Consider the following 19,152-nt stretch of genomic DNA (forward strand, 5'->3'; position numbering starts at 1 on the left):
CTACTCCTTCTTCAGGGAACGCAGCGCGCCGAGGCTGTCGGACATGGTCGGCAGCTGCACGGCCACGGCGCCGGCCTGCGCCTGCTTCAGCAGGGTCTGCACGGCCTGCACGCGGCGGCTCTTCGTATCGAAATAGCGCTCGATCATGCCGTGGGCTGCGGCCAGATCGTTGCGGAACACCTGCTCGTTGCGCGACAGCAGCGCCAGCCGGGCGTTCAGCAGCCGCAGCTTGACGTTCTCGCGCAGGAACCAGCCCTGATCGCCGGTCAGCAGCAGCGCCTCGGTATCGTCGACGCGGCGCACGCGGATCACGCGCATCAGTTCGTCGCGCACGGTCGCCCAGACGCCGGCGAACCATTGCGTCACGCGGTTGCCGAGGCCATCGCCGTCGCCCGCGGCAGCGGCCGAGGCCGCGCCGGGCTGCGACGCGGCCGCCGCGCCGCGCGGCGTGCCTTCGCTGCGTTCGAGCATCCGTTCGCTGGACAGCAGCGGCAGCGCGTCGATCTGGTTGATGGCTTCGTCCAGCTTGATCGCCGCGCCGGTCAGGTCGGTGTCGGGCATCGCCTTCAGACGGCCGATGTCGCGCGCGATCGCCCGGCGCAGCTGGTTGTATTCGGGCTTGTCGGAGCGGGCCAGGCGAACGTCGGCGCTCTGCAACGCGGAAAGCGCGACCTGCACGTTGCCGGTCAGCTGCAGCTGCTGGCCGGCGTTGGTCAGCAGTTGCTGGATCTCGGCGATCTCCCAGTCGTCGCGATTGCGCATCAGGTCCTGGTAGACCTGTTCGAGCGTGGCCTGCTTGTCGCGGGTCTCGCCGACCTGGGCCTCGAGCGCGCCGACCTTGGCCTGCATTTCCTTGACGGTAGTCTGGGCCTCGCGGGTCAGCACGCGCGATTCCTGCACCAGCGCGTCGTTGTTCTGCTGGCGGCGTGCGAGCTCCTCGGTCAGCCGGTCGACCCGTTGCTGCAGCCACCAGAACGCCCCGCCGGCGACCAGCACGAAGATGGCCAGCAGCAGCCAGGCCAGCGCGCCGCGGCCGCCCGCGCTGCCTGGGCTGCGCGAAGCCGGCCGCTCGCCGGGCGAGGCGCTGGAAGGCGCCGCACCGGGCGGCATGCCGGCCGGTGGAACGGAGGAGGAAGCGGTGGAGGTTTGCTGTTGCGTCACGCGATCGACCTTCGTTGACGTGGATTGCGGTGATTCGGTGGGCGGAATTGGGGGCGGAGCGGCGGGCGAGCCCGCCGGAGCAGCCGGGTCAGCCGATGCGGCCGCGGATGGCGCCTGCGATTGCGCTGCCGAAGCCGCGGCCAAAGCGGCCGCACTTGGAGCAGCCGCGGGAACGGTTGCGGCAGTCGGGCCCGGCTCGGGATTCGATGTCGAAGGCGGCACCGAGGGCTCCACCGGTTGCAGAACCGTCGGTGAAGCCGTTTGTGAAGCCGCCTGTGAAGCCGCCTGTGAAGCCGTCCGTGAGGCCGTTTCCGAAGCCCCCTTCAACTCGCTCAAATACGGCTCGGCCCAGCGCAGGCAAGCCGCCAGCAAGCCCTCGTCGCCCGGCGCGGCCATTTGCACGCGTGTGAAGCCGAGTGCCGCAGCCTGCTCGGCAATTCTCGCATGCGGGACAATGCACTGCACTTCACGCAGCGCGGCGTCTTCTTCCGGCGACAGGTTGTCGCGCGCCAGCTGGTGGAGGTTGCGCACCGCTTCGGAACTGGTCAGCAGCCAGGCCTGCGGTGCCGCGCCCGGCTTCAGGCCGTCGCGTACCGCCTGCCACTGCATCGATCCCGGCACGGGCATCGTGCGTCGATACGCTTCGACCGCCAGCACGGCTGCACCGGCCTCGCGCAGCCTGTCGCCGAGCCAGTCGCGGCCGCCGTTGCCGCGCACGATCAGCACCTCGCGGCCAGCCAGCGCCGGCACGTCGAGCTGGGCCCATAGCGCCTCGGAATCGAAGCGGGCCTCGGCGGGATCGATATCGGCGGCGGTGCCATCGGCGCCCGCCGGCGAAATCACGCGATGGCGCGGCGCGGCGATGCCGCGCTCGGCAAGGACCGCCACGCTGGCGGGTCCGACCACCGCAACGGGCACCGATTCGGGCCAGACCGCGGCGGCGCCCTGCGCCAGCGCGAGCGCATCGAGCGCGTAGGCGATCGCGTTGGGGCTGACGAAGACGACCAGCGCAAAATCCGGCAGCCGCGCCAGCGCCGCGCGCAGCGGGCCGTCATCGGCCGCCGGGCCGATCGCCAGCAGCGGAAAGCTCAATACGTCCAGACCCGCGGCCTGCAGCGCCTCGGTCAGTTGCCGGGACTGCCCGGCGGGTCGTGTGACGACGACGGTCGGGCGGGGCATCGTTTCCCCTCAGTCGCCGCTGGGGCGCACCGGCGCGCCGTCGTTCTGCAGCGCCACGGCCAGCAGCGCGTCGGCGCCCTGGGCCAGCAGCGCATCGGCGACGGCGTTGCCCAGCGCTTCCGCGTCGGCGGCGCTGGCCACTTCGACCGCGCGCTGCGCGTGCACGCTGCGCGCGCCGTCCGGCGTGGCGACGAAGGCGTCCAGATGCAGGCGGATGCCATCCCAGTGCGCGTGAGCGGCCAGCGGCACCTGGCAGGAGCCGCCGAGCCGGCGCGATACCGCCCGCTCCGCGCCGACCGCCAGCGCGGTGGAAAGATGATTCAGTGGCGCCAGCCAGGCGGCCAGTTCGGGGCGATCGGAGCGGATCTCGATGCCCAACGCGCCCTGCCCGGCGGCCGGCAGCGAGGTCGCCGGCTCCAGCAGCGCGCGGATACGACCGGCCAGGCCCAGGCGCTTCAGGCCGGCCGCGGCGAGGATGATCGCGCCGTAGTCGCCGCGATCGAGCTTGGCCAGCCGCGTATCGAGGTTGCCGCGCAGCGGCTGCACCACCAGATGCGGATAGCGGCTGCGCAGTGCGGCCTCGCGGCGCAGGCTCGAGGTACCGACCACGGTGCCGGCAGGCATCTCGTCGAGCGAGGCGAAGCGGGTCGACACCAGCGCGTCGCGCGGATCCTCACGCTCCATCACGGCGGCCAGCGCGAACCCCTCGGGCAGCTCCATCGGCACGTCCTTCAGCGAGTGCACCGCCAGGTCGGCCCGGCCCTCGGCCATCGCCACTTCCAGCTCCTTGACGAACAGACCCTTGCCGCCGACCTTGGAGAGGCTGCGGTCCAGAATCTGGTCGCCCCGGGTAGTCATACCCAGAATGGACACATCGCACGCGGGATAGTATTGTTGCAACGCAGCACGCACATGTTCGGCCTGCCACATGGCCAGCCGGCTTTCGCGTGACGCGATCACCAGCCTGCCCGGCGCGGCGGATGAGGATGCGGAAGGGACGGAAGCTTGCATGCCGCGAATGGTAGCACGCACCCCCTGCCGGTCCGGCCGCCGTCCCGGAAGCTGGCGGCGTGGCGTCCGAAGGCCGAAGAGCCGGGGCAAAGCGGCCAGGGCAACACCGGGTCTGGAAGGCGATCGGAACGATCGGAAACAACAGCAGCATCAGAACCAAACGCAGAGGAGATTGCATGACGCAGCCAGCAGCGCGCCCGGCCGGCCGCCGGATCCGCGCCGTCCGAGGCCGATCGGAAACCGCCGGCGACGGCGCAAACGGAATCGGCGGGCGCGAAGACGCCAATGGATCGATCGGACCAGGGACAGCCGCCCCCTCGCCCCAGACCGTCGAAGCGGCCCAGCCGACACCTTCCACCGCCCGCCCGACCCGCCGCGCCGCCGCAAAACCGGCCTCCCACCTCGAAGTGGTACCGGCAGCACCGGCGCGCAAGGCGGCCAACGACAAGGACCTGCCCCTGCGCGAGGACATCCGCTTCCTGGGTCGCCTGCTCGGCGACGTGCTGCGCGAGCAGGAAGGCGAGGCAGCCTTCCAGATCGTCGAGACGATCCGCCAGACCGCGGTGCGCTTTCGCCGCGAGAACGACCGCGCCGCCGCGGCCGAGCTGGACCGGCTGCTCAAGCGGCTGTCGCGCGACCAGACCAACCAGGTAGTGCGCGCCTTCAGCTACTTCTCGCATCTGGCCAATATCGCCGAGGACCAGCACCACAACCGCCGCCGGCGCGTCCATGCGCTGGCCGGCTCGCCGCCCCAGCCGGGCAGCATGGCGCGCGCGCTGCAGGCGATCGACGCCGCCGGCGTCACCGGCAAGCAGCTGCGCAAGTTCTTCGACGAGGCGCTGATCGTGCCGGTGCTGACCGCGCACCCGACCGAGGTCCAGCGCAAGAGCATCCTGGACGCCGAGCGCGAGATCGCCCGTCTGCTGGCCGAGCGCGACCTGCCGATGACGGCGCGCGAACTGGCGCACAACACCGCCCAGCTGCGAGCCAAGGTGACCACGCTGTGGCAGACGCGGATGCTGCGCAATACGCGGCTGATGGTCGTCGATGAGATCGAGAACGCGCTGTCGTACTACCGCACCACCTTCCTGCGCGGCATCCCGCAGCTGATGACCGAGCTGGAGGAGGACATCGCCGCGGTATTCCCGGCCTCGCGCCGCGCCAAGACGGAACCCGGTCCGCTGCCGCCGTTCTTCCAGATGGGCTCGTGGATCGGCGGCGATCGCGACGGCAACCCCAACGTCACGGCGGACACGCTGGAGCACGCGGCCTGCCAGCAGGCGCTGCTGATCCTCGAGTGGTATCTGGACGAGGTGCACGCGCTGGGGGCCGAACTGTCGATATCCACGCTGATGGTCGAGGCCAGCCCCGCGCTGCTGGCGCTGGCCGACGCGTCGCCGGACCGCTCCGAGCACCGCGCCGACGAACCGTACCGGCGCGCGCTGATCGGCATCTACGCGCGGCTGGCCGCGACCTGCCATGCGCTGACCGGCCGCGCGGCGCCGCGCCATCCGGTCGCCGACGCCGAGCCCTACGCCAGTGCGGAGTCCTTCGCCGCCGACATCGAAGTGGTGATCGACTCGCTGCGCGAGCACCACGGCGAGGCGCTGGCGCGCGCCCGCATCGATGCGCTGCACCGCGCGATCGCGGTGTTCGGCTTCCACCTGGCGTCGATCGACATGCGCCAGGTGTCCGACGTGCACGAGGCTGTGATCGCCGAGCTGTTCGCCGCAGCCGGCGTCGAGGCGGACTACGCCGCGCTGTCCGAGGAGCGCAAGCTCGAGCTGCTGCTGGCCGAACTGCGCCAGCCGCGACTGCTGACGCTGCCCTGGCATACCTATTCCGACCAAACCCAAAGCGAGCTGCGCGTGCTGACGACCGCGCGCGAACTGCGGGCCCGCTACGGCGCCCGCGTCGCGCGCAACTACATCATCTCGCACACCGAGACGCTGTCGGACCTGGTCGAGGTCATGCTGCTGCAGAAGGAGACCGGCATGCTGCGCGGCACGCTGGGCAGCAAGAACGATCCGGCGCGCATGGAACTGATGGTGATTCCGCTGTTCGAGACCATCGAGGACTTGCGCAACGCCAGCGGCATCATGCAGGCGCTGCTCGACCTGCCCGGCTTCGCCGCGGTGCTGGCCAATCAGGGCGGCGAGCAGGAGGTGATGCTCGGCTATTCGGATTCGAACAAGGACGGCGGCTTCCTGACCTCGAACTGGGAGCTATACAAGGCCGAACTCGCGCTGGTGCAGCTGTTCGCCCAGCGCAAGATCAAGCTGCGGCTGTTCCACGGCCGTGGCGGCACGGTCGGACGCGGCGGCGGCCCCACCTACCAGGCCATCCTGTCGCAGCCGCCCGGCACGGTCAACGGGCAGATCCGGCTGACCGAGCAGGGCGAAATCATCAACAGCAAGTTCGCCAACGCCGAGATCGGGCGCCGCAACCTGGAGACGGTGATCGCCGCCACGCTGGAGGCATCGCTGCTGCCGACGCAGAACGCGCCCAAGGACCTGGCGACGTTCGAGAGCATCATGCAGCGGCTGTCGGACCGCGCCTTCGTCGCCTACCGCGACCTGGTCTACGACACCCCGGGCTTCAAGGACTACTTCTTCGCCACCACGCCGATCACCGAGATCGCCGATCTGAACCTGGGCTCCCGCCCGGCCTCGCGCAAGCTGATGGACAAGAAGAACCGCCGCATCGAGGATCTGCGGGCGATTCCGTGGGGCTTCTCGTGGGGCCAGTGCCGCCTGCTGCTGCCGGGCTGGTTCGGCTTCGGCAGCGCCGTGCGCGCGCTGCTCGATGAGGCCGGCGACGACAAGGCCCGCAAGGCGCTGGTGGCGACGCTGCGCCGCATGGTCAAGACGTGGCCCTTCTTTTCGACGCTGCTGTCCAACATGGACATGGTGCTGGCCAAGACCGATCTGGCGGTCGCCTCGCGCTACGCCCAGCTGTGCGACGACGCGGCGCTGCGCAAGGCCGTGTTCAACCGCATCAGCACCGAGTGGCATCTGACCGGCGAGATGCTGGGGCTGGTCACCGGCAAGCACGACCGCCTGGCCGACAACCCCCTGCTGGCGCGCTCGATCAAGAACCGCTTCGCCTACCTGGACCCGCTGAACCACCTGCAGGTCGAACTGCTCAAGCGCTACCGGGCCGGCAAGGACGGCGACGACGTGCGCGTGCGGCGCGGCATCCATCTGACGATCAACGGGATTGCGGCGGGGCTGCGCAATACCGGTTGAGGGCACGTGGCTGGAGGCAGTCGTCCAGCCTCCAGCCACGTTGTCGAGCCGTCTGACACGGTGCCGAGCGGCTCAGCCGCGAGTTGCCGCGTCAAACTCGCCGGAGGTCGAGGCGGGCCGCCGCATCAACTCGAGTTCCCGCTGGGTCTGTGCCATTTTGTCTGCCAACAGCCGCTCCTCCGGCAACACCGTCCGATACTCGGCGGCAACGACGGTGTTCCCCAAGCCACTGAGCGCATAGTGCGCCTCCGCCTCCCCCTTCGCTGCGCACAGGATCAAGCCAACGGGCGGGTTTTCACCCGGCTTCATCCAATGTTCCCGGGCGTAGTTGAGATAGAGGTGCATTTGCCCTGCATCTGCATAGCCGAACCTGCCGATCTTCAGGTCGATGATCACCAGACACTTCAGCCGGCGGTGAAAAAACACGAGGTCGACCCGAAACCAGTTGTCGTCGATCCGGAGTCGCCGCTGCCGGCCGATAAAAGCAAAATCGTCACCGAGCTCCAGCAGGAAGTCTGCAAGGTGCTGAATCAAGGCCTCCTCCAGCTCGGATTCGGAGTACTCGTCCTTCAGGCCAAGAAACTCAAGGACAAATGGATCCTTGATGGCCTCTTCGGCGGTGACAAGATCATCGGTTTCGGCCACCGTCGCGCCTTTGAGCATGCCCGCCTTATTGCGTGAAAGGAGCGCTCGCTCATAAAACTGGCTGTTGATCTGCCTCGCCAGCTGACGTACCGACCATCCGCAGCGCAACGCCTCCCTCTCGTAAAAGCGGCGGGCGCGTTGGCTTCTGACACTGAGCAGCCTGACATACGCAGACCATGGCAGAGGAAATGCCCGAGCCAGATCGCTCAGTTCGGCGGCTGTTTCACGCGGGCCGCCTTGCCGCTTGAATTGATCAGACAGTGTCTGATCAATCTGTTTCGGGGGCCACGCAAGGTAGAACTGGCGCATTTGCTGCAGATTGACCATGCCGAAGCCGCGACCGAAGCGTCGCGACAACTCTTCCGACAGGCGTTTGAGTAGTCCCGAGCCGTACGCGGCGCGACGCTTGCCACCCTGGTCTGACTCGACAATACGGCGACCGATCAACCAATAGGTCGCCGTCATCCAGGCGTTCACGCTGCGGGCCGCGCCCTCGCGGGCGGCCTGGACCAGACGGACCACATCGGTACAGACCGCTTCATAGTCTGGGCGCGACGGCGGCAAGGGGGACGCGGGATCGGTAAGCGCCATAACGGGAGGCTGAGCGGGAACGTCTGGGGAGGTCAATTCGACGCTCAAGCGTAGCCCCGCACCTATCCCGGAATTGTTTCCGGCAGTCCAGGCCGGCCGGCAACGATATAATTCCCGCTTTTCCTATCCTTTCCGTTGCCCGGCACGCCTCGGTGCGTGGGCACTGTCCAGTTCCCTACCGCCATGACCTCCCAACTTGCCAAGAAAGGCGAAGCCTGGTCCGCCCGCTTCTCCGAACCGATGTCCGACCTGGTGAAGCGCTACACCGCTTCGGTGTTCTTCGACAAGCGCCTCGCGCTGTTCGATATCCAGGGCTCGCTGGCGCATGCGGCGATGCTGGCCCGGCAGGGCATCATCAGCGACGCCGACCGGGCCGAGATCGAGCGCGGCATGGCGCAGATCCGCGGCGAGATCGAGGCCGGCAACTTTGAATGGAAGCTGGACCTGGAAGACGTCCACCTGAATATCGAGGCGCGGCTGACCGCGCTGGTCGGCGATGCCGGCAAGCGGCTGCATACCGGCCGCTCGCGCAACGACCAGGTGGCAACCGATATCCGCCTGTGGCTGCGCAGCGAGATCGACAACATCGTCGGCCTGCTGGGCGACCTGCGCAACGCGCTGCTCGATCTGGCCGAGCAGCACGCCGACACGATCCTGCCGGGCTTCACCCATTTGCAGGTCGCGCAGCCGGTGACCTTCGGCCACCACCTGCTGGCCTACGTCGAGATGTTCACGCGCGATGCCGAGCGCATGCAGGACGCCCGCAAGCGCGTCAACCGGCTGCCGCTGGGCGCCGCCGCGCTGGCCGGCACCAGCTACCCGATCGACCGGGAGTTCGTTGCGCAGCAGCTGGGCTTCGACGGCGTCTGCCGCAACTCGCTGGACGCGGTGTCCGACCGGGATTTCGCCATCGAATTCTGCGCGGCGTCGGCGCTGGTGATGACCCACGTGTCGCGCTTCTCGGAAGAGCTGGTGCTGTGGATGAGCCCGCGCGTCGGCTTCATCGATATCGCCGACCGCTTCTGCACCGGCAGCTCGATCATGCCGCAGAAGAAGAACCCGGACGTGCCGGAGCTCGCGCGCGGCAAGACCGGCCGCGTCAATGGCCACCTGATCGGCCTGCTGACGCTGATGAAGGGCCAGCCGCTGGCCTACAACAAGGACAACCAGGAAGACAAGGAGCCGCTGTTCGATACGGTCGATACCGTGGTCGACACGCTGCGCATCTTCGCGGACATGGTGCCTGGCATCACGGTCAAGCCCGACGCAATGCGCGCCGCCGCGCTGCAGGGCTATGCGACCGCGACGGACCTGGCCGACTACCTGGTCAAGAAGGGGCTGCCGTTCCGTGACGCGCACGAGGCGGTGGCCCACGCCGTGCGCGCCTGCGACGCGCGCCAGTGCGACCTGGCCGATCTGACCGTGGCCGAGCTGCGCGATGCCACCGGCCTGGGCGACAAGGCGGCGCTGATCGGCGACGACGTGCACGGCGTGCTGACGCTCGAAGGCTCGGTCGCCGCCCGCAACCATGTCGGCGGCACCGCGCCTGACCAGGTCCGCGCCGCCATCGCGGCCGCGCGCAAGGCCGGCTGATCGAAGGCCCGATCGGCTGATCCGGCGATCGGCCATCCGCCTTGCAGCGTCCCCGTTCTCCACGGGGACGCTCCCCACCAAGGTGGGGAATCCCTCCTCCCGCCGCCCTCCTCCACCGGCCCGCTTCCGGGTCAGACAACGCAGACAATGTGACGAATTGGGGATTAACCCTAGCGATTTGCCGTGGCGTTCAACCGTAAACTGACGCGCCACCCCGGTTTTTCCCCATCCCTAGGACGTTCACATGTCTCTCCTCATGAGGATCTCACGGCTTATCGACGCCGTGAACGATGCCATCGGGAGGTGGGCGAAATGGCTGATCCTGCTGGCCGTACTGGTCTGCGCGGGCAACGCCATCATTCGCTACACCTTCAGCATCAGCTCCAACGCCTGGCTCGAACTGCAGTGGTACATGTTCGCCGGCGTGTTCCTGCTCGGTGCGCCGTACACCCTGCGCAAGGACGAGCATGTCCGCATCGACGTGATCGCCGGACGCTTCTCCGAGCGCACGCAAGTCTGGATCGATATCGTGGGCATCCTGCTGTTCCTGCTGCCGATCTCGCTGATCATCCTGTGGCTGGCGATCCCCTACTTCTGGCTGTCCTATGCCGGGCAGGAGATGTCCGGCAATGCCGGCGGACTGATCCGCTGGCCGGCCAAGTTCCTGATCGTCGCCGGCTTCTTCCTGCTGAACCTGCAGGGCCTGTCCGAGCTGATCAAGCGCTTCGCCTACCTGCGGGGCGAGCTGCCGTTCGAGGCGTTCCGCAAGCACGGCCACAGCCCCGCGGAAAACGCCGCCGCGCTGACCGATGGCGGCCGTAGCGGTCCCCCGGCAACCCCGTAAGCGAGGACCGCGATGACGCAATTCCTGATCGACAACATGGCGCCGATCATGTTCGGCTCCCTGGTGGTCTTCCTGCTGTCGGGCTTCCCGATCGCCTTCGCGCTGGCCGCCAACGGCCTGCTGTTCGCCTTCATCGGCATCGAGCTGGGCCTGCTTCCGCCGGAGCTGCTGCAGGCGCTACCGAGCCGGCTGTTCGGCATCATCGAGAACGACACGCTGCTGGCGATTCCGTTCTTCACCTTCATGGGGCTGATACTGGAGCGGTCCGGCATGGCCGAGGATCTGCTCGATACGATCGGCCAGCTGTTCGGCCCGATCCGCGGGGGCCTCGCCTACGCGGTAATCTTCGTCGGCGCGCTGCTGGCGGCGACCACCGGCGTGGTGGCGGCCTCGGTGATCTCGATGGGGCTGATCTCGCTGCCGCTGATGCTCAAGTACAACTACGACAAGCGGCTGGCCACCGGCGTGATTGCCGCGTCGGGCACGCTGGCGCAGATCATCCCGCCGTCGCTGGTGCTGATCGTGCTGGCCGACCAGCTGGGCCGCTCGGTCGGCGACATGTACAAGGGCGCCTTCGTGCCCGGCATGGTGCTGACCGGCCTGTACATGGGCTATGTGCTGCTGGTCACGCTGTTCAAGCCCGCCGCCGCCCCGGCGCTGCCGCTGGAAGCGCGCACCTTCCGCGAGCCCAGCGGCAAGAGCGGCTCGACCTCGGTGCTGGTGCTGACCGCGCTGGCCGTAGTGGTCGGCGTGGTGGTCGACCTGAACTACAACCCCGGCGGTCCGCTGGACGAGCGGCTGGTGGTGTCGATCGGCGCGGCGATCTCGTTCGCCTTCGTGCTGGCCGTGATCAACCGCGTGCTCAAGCTCAATCTGCTGTCGCAGATGGCCGAGAAGGTGACCTTCGTGCTGATCCCGCCGCTGGCGCTGATCTTCCTGGTGCTGGGCACGATCTTCATCGGCGTGGCGACGCCGACCGAGGGCGGTGGCATGGGCGCGCTCGGCGCGCTGGTGCTGGCGCTGATCAAGGGCCGGCTGAACCTGGGCCTAACCAAGCAGGCGATGGAGTCGACGCTGAAGCTGTCGGCCTTCGTGATCTTCATCCTGATCGGCGCGCGGGTGTTCTCGCTGACCTTCTACGGCGTCGACGGCCACCTGTGGGTCGAGCATCTGCTGACGGCGCTGCCCGGCGGCCAGACCGGCTTCCTGATCGCGGTCAACGTGCTGTTCTTCCTGCTGGCCTTCTTCCTGGACTTCTTCGAGCTGGCCTTCATCCTGGTGCCGCTGGTCGGCCCGGTCGCCGACAAGCTGGGCATCGACCTGATCTGGTTCGGCGTGCTGCTGGCGGTCAACATGCAGACTTCGTTCATGCACCCGCCGTTCGGCTTCTCGCTGTTCTACCTGCGCTCGGTCGCGCCGCGCTCGGTCAAGACCTCGGACATCTACTGGGGTTCGGTGCCGTTCGTGGTGATCCAGCTGATCATGGTGTCGCTGATCATCATCTTCCCGGGCCTGGTGACCACCGACAAGACGAAGGCCCAGGACCGCAGCATCACGCGCAGCCTGGACATCGACTTCGGCACCACCACGCAGCCGGCGCCAGGCGGCACGGCGCCGTCCGGACCGTCGGAGGCACCGGAAGCGCCAACGCTGCCGGGCGGCGCGCAGCTCGAGACGCCGAGCGCGCCGGGCCAGTCGAGCGACAGCGGCCCATCGGCCCCGGTGTTCGAGTTCGAGAAGAAGTAGTTTCGAGACGGGATCGTTCGAGCCGGCCACGCTCGAACGACGGCATCAAGCAAAACGGCCGGCATCCGTTGATGCCGGCCGTTTTGCTTTACCGTGCCGCCGCCGTCAAGCCGTCTGCTTCACGCAATCGACGAAGTACACGCGCTTGCCGTCGATCTCCTCGGCCACCAGGCCGTGGATATCGGTCTCGAAGCCCGGGAACAGCTGGTTGAACTCGCGCGCGAACTTCAGGTACTGGACGATGGTCCGGTTGAAGCGCTCGCCGGGGATCAGCAGCGGAATGCCCGGCGGGTACGGCGTCAGCAGGATCGCGGTGACGCGGCCCTCGAGGTCGTCGACCGGCACCCGCTCGATCTCGCGGTGCGCCATCATCGCCCAGGCATCCGACGGCTTCATCGCCGGTTCCATGTCCGACAGGTACATCTCGGTGGTCACGCGCGCGACGTCGTTGGCCTTGTAGACGCTGTGGATCGCGTCGCACAGGTCGCGCAGGCCCATCCGCTCGTACTGCGGGAAGCGCGCGACGAACTCCGGCAGCACGCGCCACAGCGGCTGGTTCTGGTCGTAGTCGTCCTTGAACTGCTGCAGCTCGGTCACCAGCGAGTTCCAGCGGCCCTTGGTGATGCCGATGGTGAACATGATGAAGAACGAGTACAGGCCCGTCTTCTCGATGATGATGCCGTGCTCGGCCAGGTACTTGGTGACGATCGCCGCCGGAATGCCGCGTTCGCTGAACTCGCCGTCGACGTCGAGCCCCGGCGTGATGATCGTGGCCTTGATCGGGTCGAGCAGGTTGAAGCCGTCGGCCAGGTCGCCGAAGCCGTGCCAGCGGTCGTTGGCCTTCAGCATCCAGTCCTCGCGGTCGCCGATGCCGTCCTCGTTCAGGTCTTCCGGGCCCCAGACCTTGAACCACCAGTCGCCGTTGTTGCCGGCGTCGTAGTCCCCCTCGACCTTGCGCATCGCGCGGCGGAAGTCCAGCGCCTCCTGGATGCTCTCCTCGACCAGCGCGGTGCCGCCGGGCGCTTCCATCATCGCCGCGGCCACGTCGCACGAGGCGATGATCGAATACTGCGGGCTCGTCGACGTATGCATCAGGTACGCCTCGTTGAAGCGGTACCGGTCCAGCTTGCGCGTCTCGGAGTCCTGCACGAGGATCTGCGAGGCCTGCGACAGCCCCGCCAGCAGCTTGTGGGTCGACTGCGTGGCGAACACCAGCGCGTCCTTGCTGCGCGGACGATCGCGCCCGATCGCGTGCATGTTGCGATAGAAGTCGTGGAACGCTGCGTGCGGCAGCCAGGCCTCGTCGAAATGCAGCGTGTCGATCTCGGCGGCCAGCATCTCCTTGATCTGCTCGGCGTTGTACAGCACGCCGTCGTAGGTGCCCTGCGTGATCGTCAGGATGCGCGGCTTCTGGTTCTTCGCCTGGCTGGCGAACGGATGCGCGGCGATCTTCCTGCGGATGGTCTCCGGGTCGAACTCGCTCTTCGGGATCGGGCCGATGATGCCGTAGTGGTTGCGCGTCGGCATCAGGAACACCGGGATCGCGCCGGTCATCATGATCGCGTGCAGGATCGACTTGTGGCAGTTGCGGTCGACCACCACGATGTCGCCGGGCGCCACGTTGGCGTGCCAGACCATCTTGTTCGAGGTCGACGTGCCGTTGGTGACGAAGAACATGTGGTCGGAGTTGAAGATCCGCGCGGCATTGCGCTCGGAGGCCGCGACCGGCCCGGTGTGGTCCAGCAGCTGGCCCAGTTCGTCGACCGCATTGCAGACGTCGGCGCGCAGCATGTTCTCGCCGAAGAACTGGTGGAACACCTGGCCGACCGGGCTCTTCAGGAAGGCGACGCCGCCCGAGTGGCCCGGGCAGTGCCACGAGTACGAACTGTCCTGTGCGTAGTCGATCAGCGCCTTGAAGAACGGCGGCGCCAGCGACTCGAGATAGACCTTGGCTTCGCGGATGATATGCCGGGCCACGAACTCGGGCGTGTCCTCGAACATGTGGATGAAGCCGTGCAGCTCGCGCAGGATGTCGTTCGGGATATGGCGCGAGGTACGGGTCTCGCCGTACAGGAAGATCGGCAGGTTGGCGTTGCGCCGGCGCACCTCGGTGACGAAGGCGCGCAGCTTCTCGATCGCCGCCGCTTCGGGCTCGTCGGCGCCGCTGGCGAATTCGTCGTCGTCGATCGACACGATGAAGGACGAAGCGCGGCTGGACTGCTGCGCGAACGAGGTCAGGTCGCCATAGCTGGTCAGGCCCATCACCTCCATGCCCTCGGCCTCGATGGCCTGGGCCAGCGCACGGATGCCCGAGCCGGAGATGTTCTCGGAGCGGAAGTCTTCATCGATGATGATGACGGGGAAGCGGAATTTCATCGGGCGTCCTCGCGGAAAGGAGAGAGAGGCAAAAGGACTTGAGCCACATGGCCCGCGTTCGGCGCGCGGGGACATGTGGCTCGGATATTCATGGCGAAGCGGTCAGGCCGCTGCGCCGGTTCTGGGTGTTCCGTGATGGCGGTCGGTGCGGTGGTCTTGCAGCGTCAAGCGCCATTGGCCCGCATTGTAGGGCAATCAGGTTTTCGGCAGCGTGACACCGTGCTGGCCCTGGTATTTGCCGCCGCGGTCGCGGTACGAGGTTTCGCAGACCTCGTCGCTCTCGAAGAACAGCACCTGGGCGCAGCCCTCGCCGGCATAGATCTTCGCGGGCAGCGGCGTGGTGTTCGAGAATTCCAGCGTCACGTAGCCCTCCCACTCGGGCTCGAACGGCGTCACGTTGACGATGATGCCGCAGCGCGCATAGGTGCTCTTGCCCAGGCAGATCGTCAGCACGCTGCGCGGGATGCGGAAATATTCGACCGTGCGGGCCAGCGCGAACGAGTTCGGCGGGATGATGCAGACATCGCCCTTGAAGTCGACGAACGACTTCTCGTCGAAGTTCTTCGGGTCGACGATGGTGCTGTTGATGTTGGTGAAGATCTTGAATTCGTCGGCGCAGCGGATGTCGTAGCCGTAGCTGGAGGTGCCATAGGAGACGATCTTGCGGCCATCCGTTTCCCTGACCTGGCCCGGCTCGAACGGCTCGATCATGCCATGCTGCTCCGCCATGCGGCGGATCCACTTGTCGGATTTGATGCTCATAAGGTAGCGGTGAACGGAAGAAGCGCCGCGAAGTGGAACGCCGCAACGGGCGGCATGGCGCGCAATGGGCCGCATTGTACAACCAAAGCGCGGCCGGCCCGGCAAGCTCGGCCGGGGATATCAAGGGGCAAGCCGGAAGGACAGCGGAAGGGCGAGCTCGGGGAGCGCGGGAGTTTGACCGCGTGGAGATCGGCCTTATGCCACCGCGGCCTGCGGCTCGCTATGACGGAAGCGCTGGCGGCCGGTATAGAGCAGGAAATGCTTGCCGGTGCAGCGTGCGAACAGCGTCATGTTGACGCGCTTCGCCATCTGGTAGCCCATCTGCGTGACGCCCGAGCGCGACAGCAGGAACGGGATGCCCATCTGCGCGCCCTTGATGACCATCTCCGAGGTCAGGCGGCCGGTGGTGTAGAACACCTTGTCGGCGCCGTCCATTCCTTCCAGCCACATCCGTCCGGCGATCGCGTCGACCGCGTTGTGGCGGCCGACGTCCTCGATGAACATCAGCAGCTCGCGGCCCTGGAACAGCGCGCAGCCATGGACGGAGCCCGCCTGCTTGTAGACCGACTGCTGCAGCCGGATCGTGTCGACGATGCTGTAGAGCGTCTGCTGGTCCAGCACCGCGTCGTCGGGCAGCCGGATCTGGTCGACTTCGTCGAGCAGCGAGCCGAACACCGTGCCCTGGCCGCAGCCGGTGGTGACGATCTTGCGCGCGGTGCGCTCCTCGATGCGGTCGACACCGCCGCGCGTGGTCACCGCGGCCGACTCGGTCTCCCAGTCGACCTGGATCGCGGCGATGTCCTCGATCGACTCGACCAGCCGCTGGTTGCGCAGGTAGCCGAGCACCAGCGCCTCCGGGGCGCCGCCCAGCGTCATCAGCGTGACCAGCTCGCGCTTGTCCAGATAGACCGTCAGCGGCCGTTCGCCGGGCAGGAAGGCGGCGCGCACGCGGCCCTGCTCGTCGACCACCTCGACCTCCTCGATCAGCGGGACGGCGGCTTGGCTCAGTTCGGGACGCAGGGACATGGTTACGTGGAAATCTGGAACATCGGGACGAGGCCGGCGCGATGGCGAGCCCGCCTGGTTGGTCAGGGCGGAGCCACGGCGCCGGCCGCGCCGGTCAGGACTTGACCACCACGCCGCAGGCGATGCGGCCGCCCGAATTGCCGGTGGGCTGGGTCTTGTAGTCGTCGGGGTCCTTGTGCACGACCACCGCGCGGCCGACCACGCTGTTCGCGCCGGGCGCGACGGTCATGCTGGTCAGCTGGAAGCTGGCGCGCGCGCGGCCATTGGCGTCGGCGGTCAGGTTCGGCATGTCGCCGACATGATGATCCGGCGTATTGACGGAACCGTGCGGCTTCCCGGTCGGGTTGAAATGGCCGCCGGCGCTCATCGCATCGGGGGCCGAGCAGTCGCCCTTCTCGTGGACGTGGAAGCCATGCACCGAATTCGGCGGCAGGCCGGTCACGTCGGCCAGCACCATCACATGATCGCCATGCTGGGTGAAGGTCACGGTGCCCTGGGTATTGGTGCCGCTCTTGGCGGTCAGCGGCGCCACGGCTCGCTCGGCCGTCGCACCGCCGCCCATCATCTTCCCGATGGGTCCCGTCTGCGAACACGCTGCCAGCGCGCCGCTTGCCACCAGACCGAAAAGAATACGCTTCATGCCGAACCTCCTGTCACGGTGATGTCGAGCATGCATTGTAGCGCTCATCCCGGCCTGGTCCGTACGGCAGCGGAACGACGGTGCTTACGCCTCGCCGGGCGCGGGGCGCCGTTCCGGCTGGCGGCGCGAAGGCGTGGAACGCTGGGCCGGGATCTTGCCGGACTTGACGTCGTCGTACCAGTGCTCGTGGTGCTCCTTCGCCCAGGCCTCGTCGACATAGCCGTCGCGCATCGCGCGATAGGCGCCTTCCATGCCGATCGTGCCCATGTAGATATGGCCGAACGCCATCGCCATCATCACGATCGCGGCGATCGAGTGGACGATATGGGCCAGCTGCATCGTGGTGCGGTAGTAGTCCAGCCCCGGCACGATCTTGTCGAGCACGAAGCCCGAGGCCGAGATCAGCAGACCGAGCAGGAACACCCCGACCCAGAACCAGCCCTTCTCTCCGGCGTTGAAGCGGCCGCTCGGGACGTGCTTGCCGCTGGCGATGCCGCCCAGGCTGGTCAGCCAGCGGATGTCGTCGCGCGACGGCAGGTTGTCGCGCACGAAGATCACGAAGCCGACGATCAGCGACAGCGTGAAAACCGGGCCGACGATGTTGTGCACGTTCTTCAGCAGATAGGTCAGCCAGCCGAACAGCGTATGGCCCATGATCGGCAGCAGGAAATGCTTGCCGAACAGCATCACGATGCCCGACACCGCCAGCACCACGAAGGCGATCGCCATGGTCCAGTGGACAATGCGCTCCAGCGGCGTGAAGCGCTCGATCATGCGGCCGGTCGGCTGCGACTTCAGCGGAATGGTGCCGCGCCAGACGAAGAAGGCCAGGATCACCGCCGGCACCAGTACCAGCAGCCAGCCGCCCCAGACCGTGATCACGCCGTTGCGCAACAGCCGCCATTCCTGGCCGGTACGCAGGATCAGCACGCCGGCTTCCTTGTCCGGCAGGCTGCTGTAGTGGCGCTGGTCCGAATTGATCTCGCGCCAGACCGGCGCGTTGTTGCCCGGCTGCGTGCGCGTGCGGCTCTGCTGCTCGCGCGCCTCGGCGGCAATGTCACGCTCGGGCACGTCGAAGATGTTCTGCGAGGCGATGCCCGAGAACGGCTGCTGCGGATGCAGCGCGGGATTGTTGGTGTCGGCTTCCGCCGGCGCCGGCGTCGCGGCGGGGCTTTGGCCCTGCGCGGCTGCCTGTGCAGGCGTCTGCGCCGGCGTGGTCTGCGCCTGCGCCGCGCCGCCGTGCAGCAGCGGCACGGCCAGCGCCAGCGCGCACGCGGCCGTTGCCGCGGCGGCACGGGCCTTGCCGGCCAGCGCGGAAATCAGCTTGGCGCTCATAGGGCCTCCTTCGGATCGGCTTGAAGTCGGCGGCAACGGCGGCCGCCCATGCACGCCTCGCTCATTGGACGCGCGTGTACTCGTTCTGCAGCTGGTTGCGCTGGCGAATCTGCTTCTGCCAGCTGGTCTGGTCGCCCTGCGTCCAGCCAGTGGCGACGAAGGGATCGCCGGGCGCGCCCTTCCAGGCCGCGGTGTCGGTCTTCTTCGGGCTTGGCCTGGCGGTTTGCGGCTCCTCGCCGCAGCCCGCCAGCCCGATCAGCGCGGCGCCGGCCGCGACCCACATCAGCTTGTTCTTGTTCATGATGCCTGCCCCGCGGGAGTGGACGGACCGGCCGGCGTCTGCTGGGCCGGAGCCGGGGTGCCGGCCGGCGCGGCCGGAGCGCGCTGGGCGGCCTGGCCGTTGGTGCCGTAGGCGGTGCCCCAGCCGAACACATCGCCGCCGGTGCCGCGCTTGATCACGCGGTTGCGCAGGATGTCGGCAATCACGTCGCCGTCGCCGCCGAGCAGCGCCTTGGTCGAGCACATTTCCGCGCACAGCGGCAGCTTGCCTTCGGACAGGCGGTTGCGGCCGTACTTCTCGAACTCGGCCTCGCTGCCGTTGGCTTCCGGGCCACCCGCGCAGAACGTGCACTTGTCCATCTTGCCGCGCACGCCGAAGGTGCCGGTCGACGGAAACTGCGGCGCGCCGAACGGGCATGCGTACGAGCAGTAGCCGCAGCCGATGCAGACGTCCTTGTCGTGCAGCACCACGCCGTCGTCGGTGCGGTAGAAGCAGTCGACCGGGCAGACCGCCATGCAGGGCGCGTCCGAGCAGTGCATGCAGGCCACCGAGATCGATTTCTCCGCGCCCTGCACGCCGTCGTTGACCGTCACCACGCGGCGCCGGTTGACGCCCCACGGTACCTCGTGCTCGTTCTTGCAAGCGGTGACGCAGCTGTTGCACTCGATGCAGCGCTCGGCGTCACAGATGAATTTCATGCGTGCCATTGTGTTCC

14 protein-coding genes are annotated in these 19,152 nt (G+C 67.7%); 4 read left to right on the top strand and 10 right to left on the bottom strand.

Features of this window, described 5'->3' with window-relative positions; all coding sequences use genetic code 11:
* Complete coding sequence (gene hemDX, locus M1D55_RS21935) at window positions 1-2,340, bottom strand: fused uroporphyrinogen-III synthase HemD/membrane protein HemX (RefSeq protein ID WP_456281828.1); 2,340 nt, start codon at window positions 2,338-2,340, stop codon at window positions 1-3.
* Window positions 2,341-2,349: 9 nt separating this feature from the next.
* Window positions 2,350-3,351, bottom strand: coding sequence for a hydroxymethylbilane synthase (gene hemC, locus M1D55_RS21940; RefSeq protein ID WP_456281829.1), 1,002 nt, complete (start codon window positions 3,349-3,351; stop codon window positions 2,350-2,352).
* Between the two features lie 407 nt (window positions 3,352-3,758).
* Here hemC and ppc point away from each other — a divergent pair, with 407 nt between their 5' ends.
* A complete protein-coding gene (gene ppc, locus M1D55_RS21945) occupies window positions 3,759-6,599 on the top strand; it encodes a phosphoenolpyruvate carboxylase (RefSeq protein WP_456281830.1) in 2,841 nt (946 codons plus the stop codon).
* A gap of 72 nt (window positions 6,600-6,671) precedes the next feature.
* On the opposite strand, the gene M1D55_RS21950 is transcribed toward ppc, so the two are convergent.
* A complete protein-coding gene (locus tag M1D55_RS21950; RefSeq protein ID WP_456281831.1) occupies window positions 6,672-7,835 on the bottom strand; it encodes a PDDEXK nuclease domain-containing protein in 1,164 nt (387 codons plus the stop codon).
* A 183-nt stretch (window positions 7,836-8,018) separates the two neighbouring features.
* Here M1D55_RS21950 and argH point away from each other — a divergent pair, with 183 nt between their 5' ends.
* The 3 genes from argH (at window position 8,019) to M1D55_RS21965 (ending at window position 12,018) form a co-directional block, all read left to right on the top strand.
* The gene (argH, locus tag M1D55_RS21955; protein ID WP_456281832.1) at window positions 8,019-9,428 is read left to right on the top strand and encodes an argininosuccinate lyase; all 1,410 of its coding nucleotides are present in this window, start codon (window positions 8,019-8,021) and stop codon (window positions 9,426-9,428) included.
* 244 nt (window positions 9,429-9,672) lie between these two features.
* Window positions 9,673-10,272, top strand: coding sequence for a TRAP transporter small permease subunit (locus tag M1D55_RS21960; protein ID WP_456281833.1), 600 nt, complete (start codon window positions 9,673-9,675; stop codon window positions 10,270-10,272).
* A gap of 12 nt (window positions 10,273-10,284) precedes the next feature.
* Entirely contained in the window at window positions 10,285-12,018 is a 1,734-nt protein-coding gene (locus M1D55_RS21965; RefSeq protein ID WP_232204886.1) for a TRAP transporter large permease, read from the top strand.
* Between the two features lie 105 nt (window positions 12,019-12,123).
* Here the strand turns inward: M1D55_RS21965 and M1D55_RS21970 are convergent, their stop codons facing one another.
* The 7 genes from M1D55_RS21970 to fdh3B form a co-directional block, all read right to left on the bottom strand.
* Window positions 12,124-14,394, bottom strand: coding sequence for an arginine/lysine/ornithine decarboxylase (locus tag M1D55_RS21970; protein WP_006578440.1), 2,271 nt, complete (start codon window positions 14,392-14,394; stop codon window positions 12,124-12,126).
* A 195-nt stretch (window positions 14,395-14,589) separates the two neighbouring features.
* Window positions 14,590-15,156, bottom strand: a complete 567-nt coding sequence (gene dcd / locus M1D55_RS21975; RefSeq protein ID WP_006578441.1) for a dCTP deaminase — start codon at window positions 15,154-15,156, stop codon at window positions 14,590-14,592.
* Between the two features lie 195 nt (window positions 15,157-15,351).
* Window positions 15,352-16,182, bottom strand: a complete 831-nt coding sequence (locus tag M1D55_RS21980) for a formate dehydrogenase accessory sulfurtransferase FdhD (RefSeq protein ID WP_064572716.1) — start codon at window positions 16,180-16,182, stop codon at window positions 15,352-15,354.
* Window positions 16,183-16,276: 94 nt separating this feature from the next.
* Window positions 16,277-16,822, bottom strand: a complete 546-nt coding sequence (locus M1D55_RS21985) for a superoxide dismutase family protein (RefSeq protein ID WP_006578443.1) — start codon at window positions 16,820-16,822, stop codon at window positions 16,277-16,279.
* Window positions 16,823-16,906: 84 nt separating this feature from the next.
* Entirely contained in the window at window positions 16,907-18,157 is a 1,251-nt protein-coding gene (locus tag M1D55_RS21990) for a formate dehydrogenase subunit gamma (RefSeq protein ID WP_456281834.1), read from the bottom strand.
* Window positions 18,158-18,218: 61 nt separating this feature from the next.
* Window positions 18,219-18,458, bottom strand: a complete 240-nt coding sequence (locus M1D55_RS21995; RefSeq protein ID WP_456281835.1) for a hypothetical protein — start codon at window positions 18,456-18,458, stop codon at window positions 18,219-18,221.
* Window positions 18,455-19,144: a formate dehydrogenase FDH3 subunit beta gene (gene fdh3B / locus M1D55_RS22000; protein ID WP_064572710.1), complete on the bottom strand. Its 690-nt coding sequence runs from the start codon at window positions 19,142-19,144 to the stop codon at window positions 18,455-18,457. Before fdh3B ends, M1D55_RS21995 begins: the two co-directional genes overlap by 4 nt.
* Window positions 19,145-19,152: the final 8 nt, after the last annotated feature.

The organism is Cupriavidus sp. JZ107, from assembly GCF_053903255.1.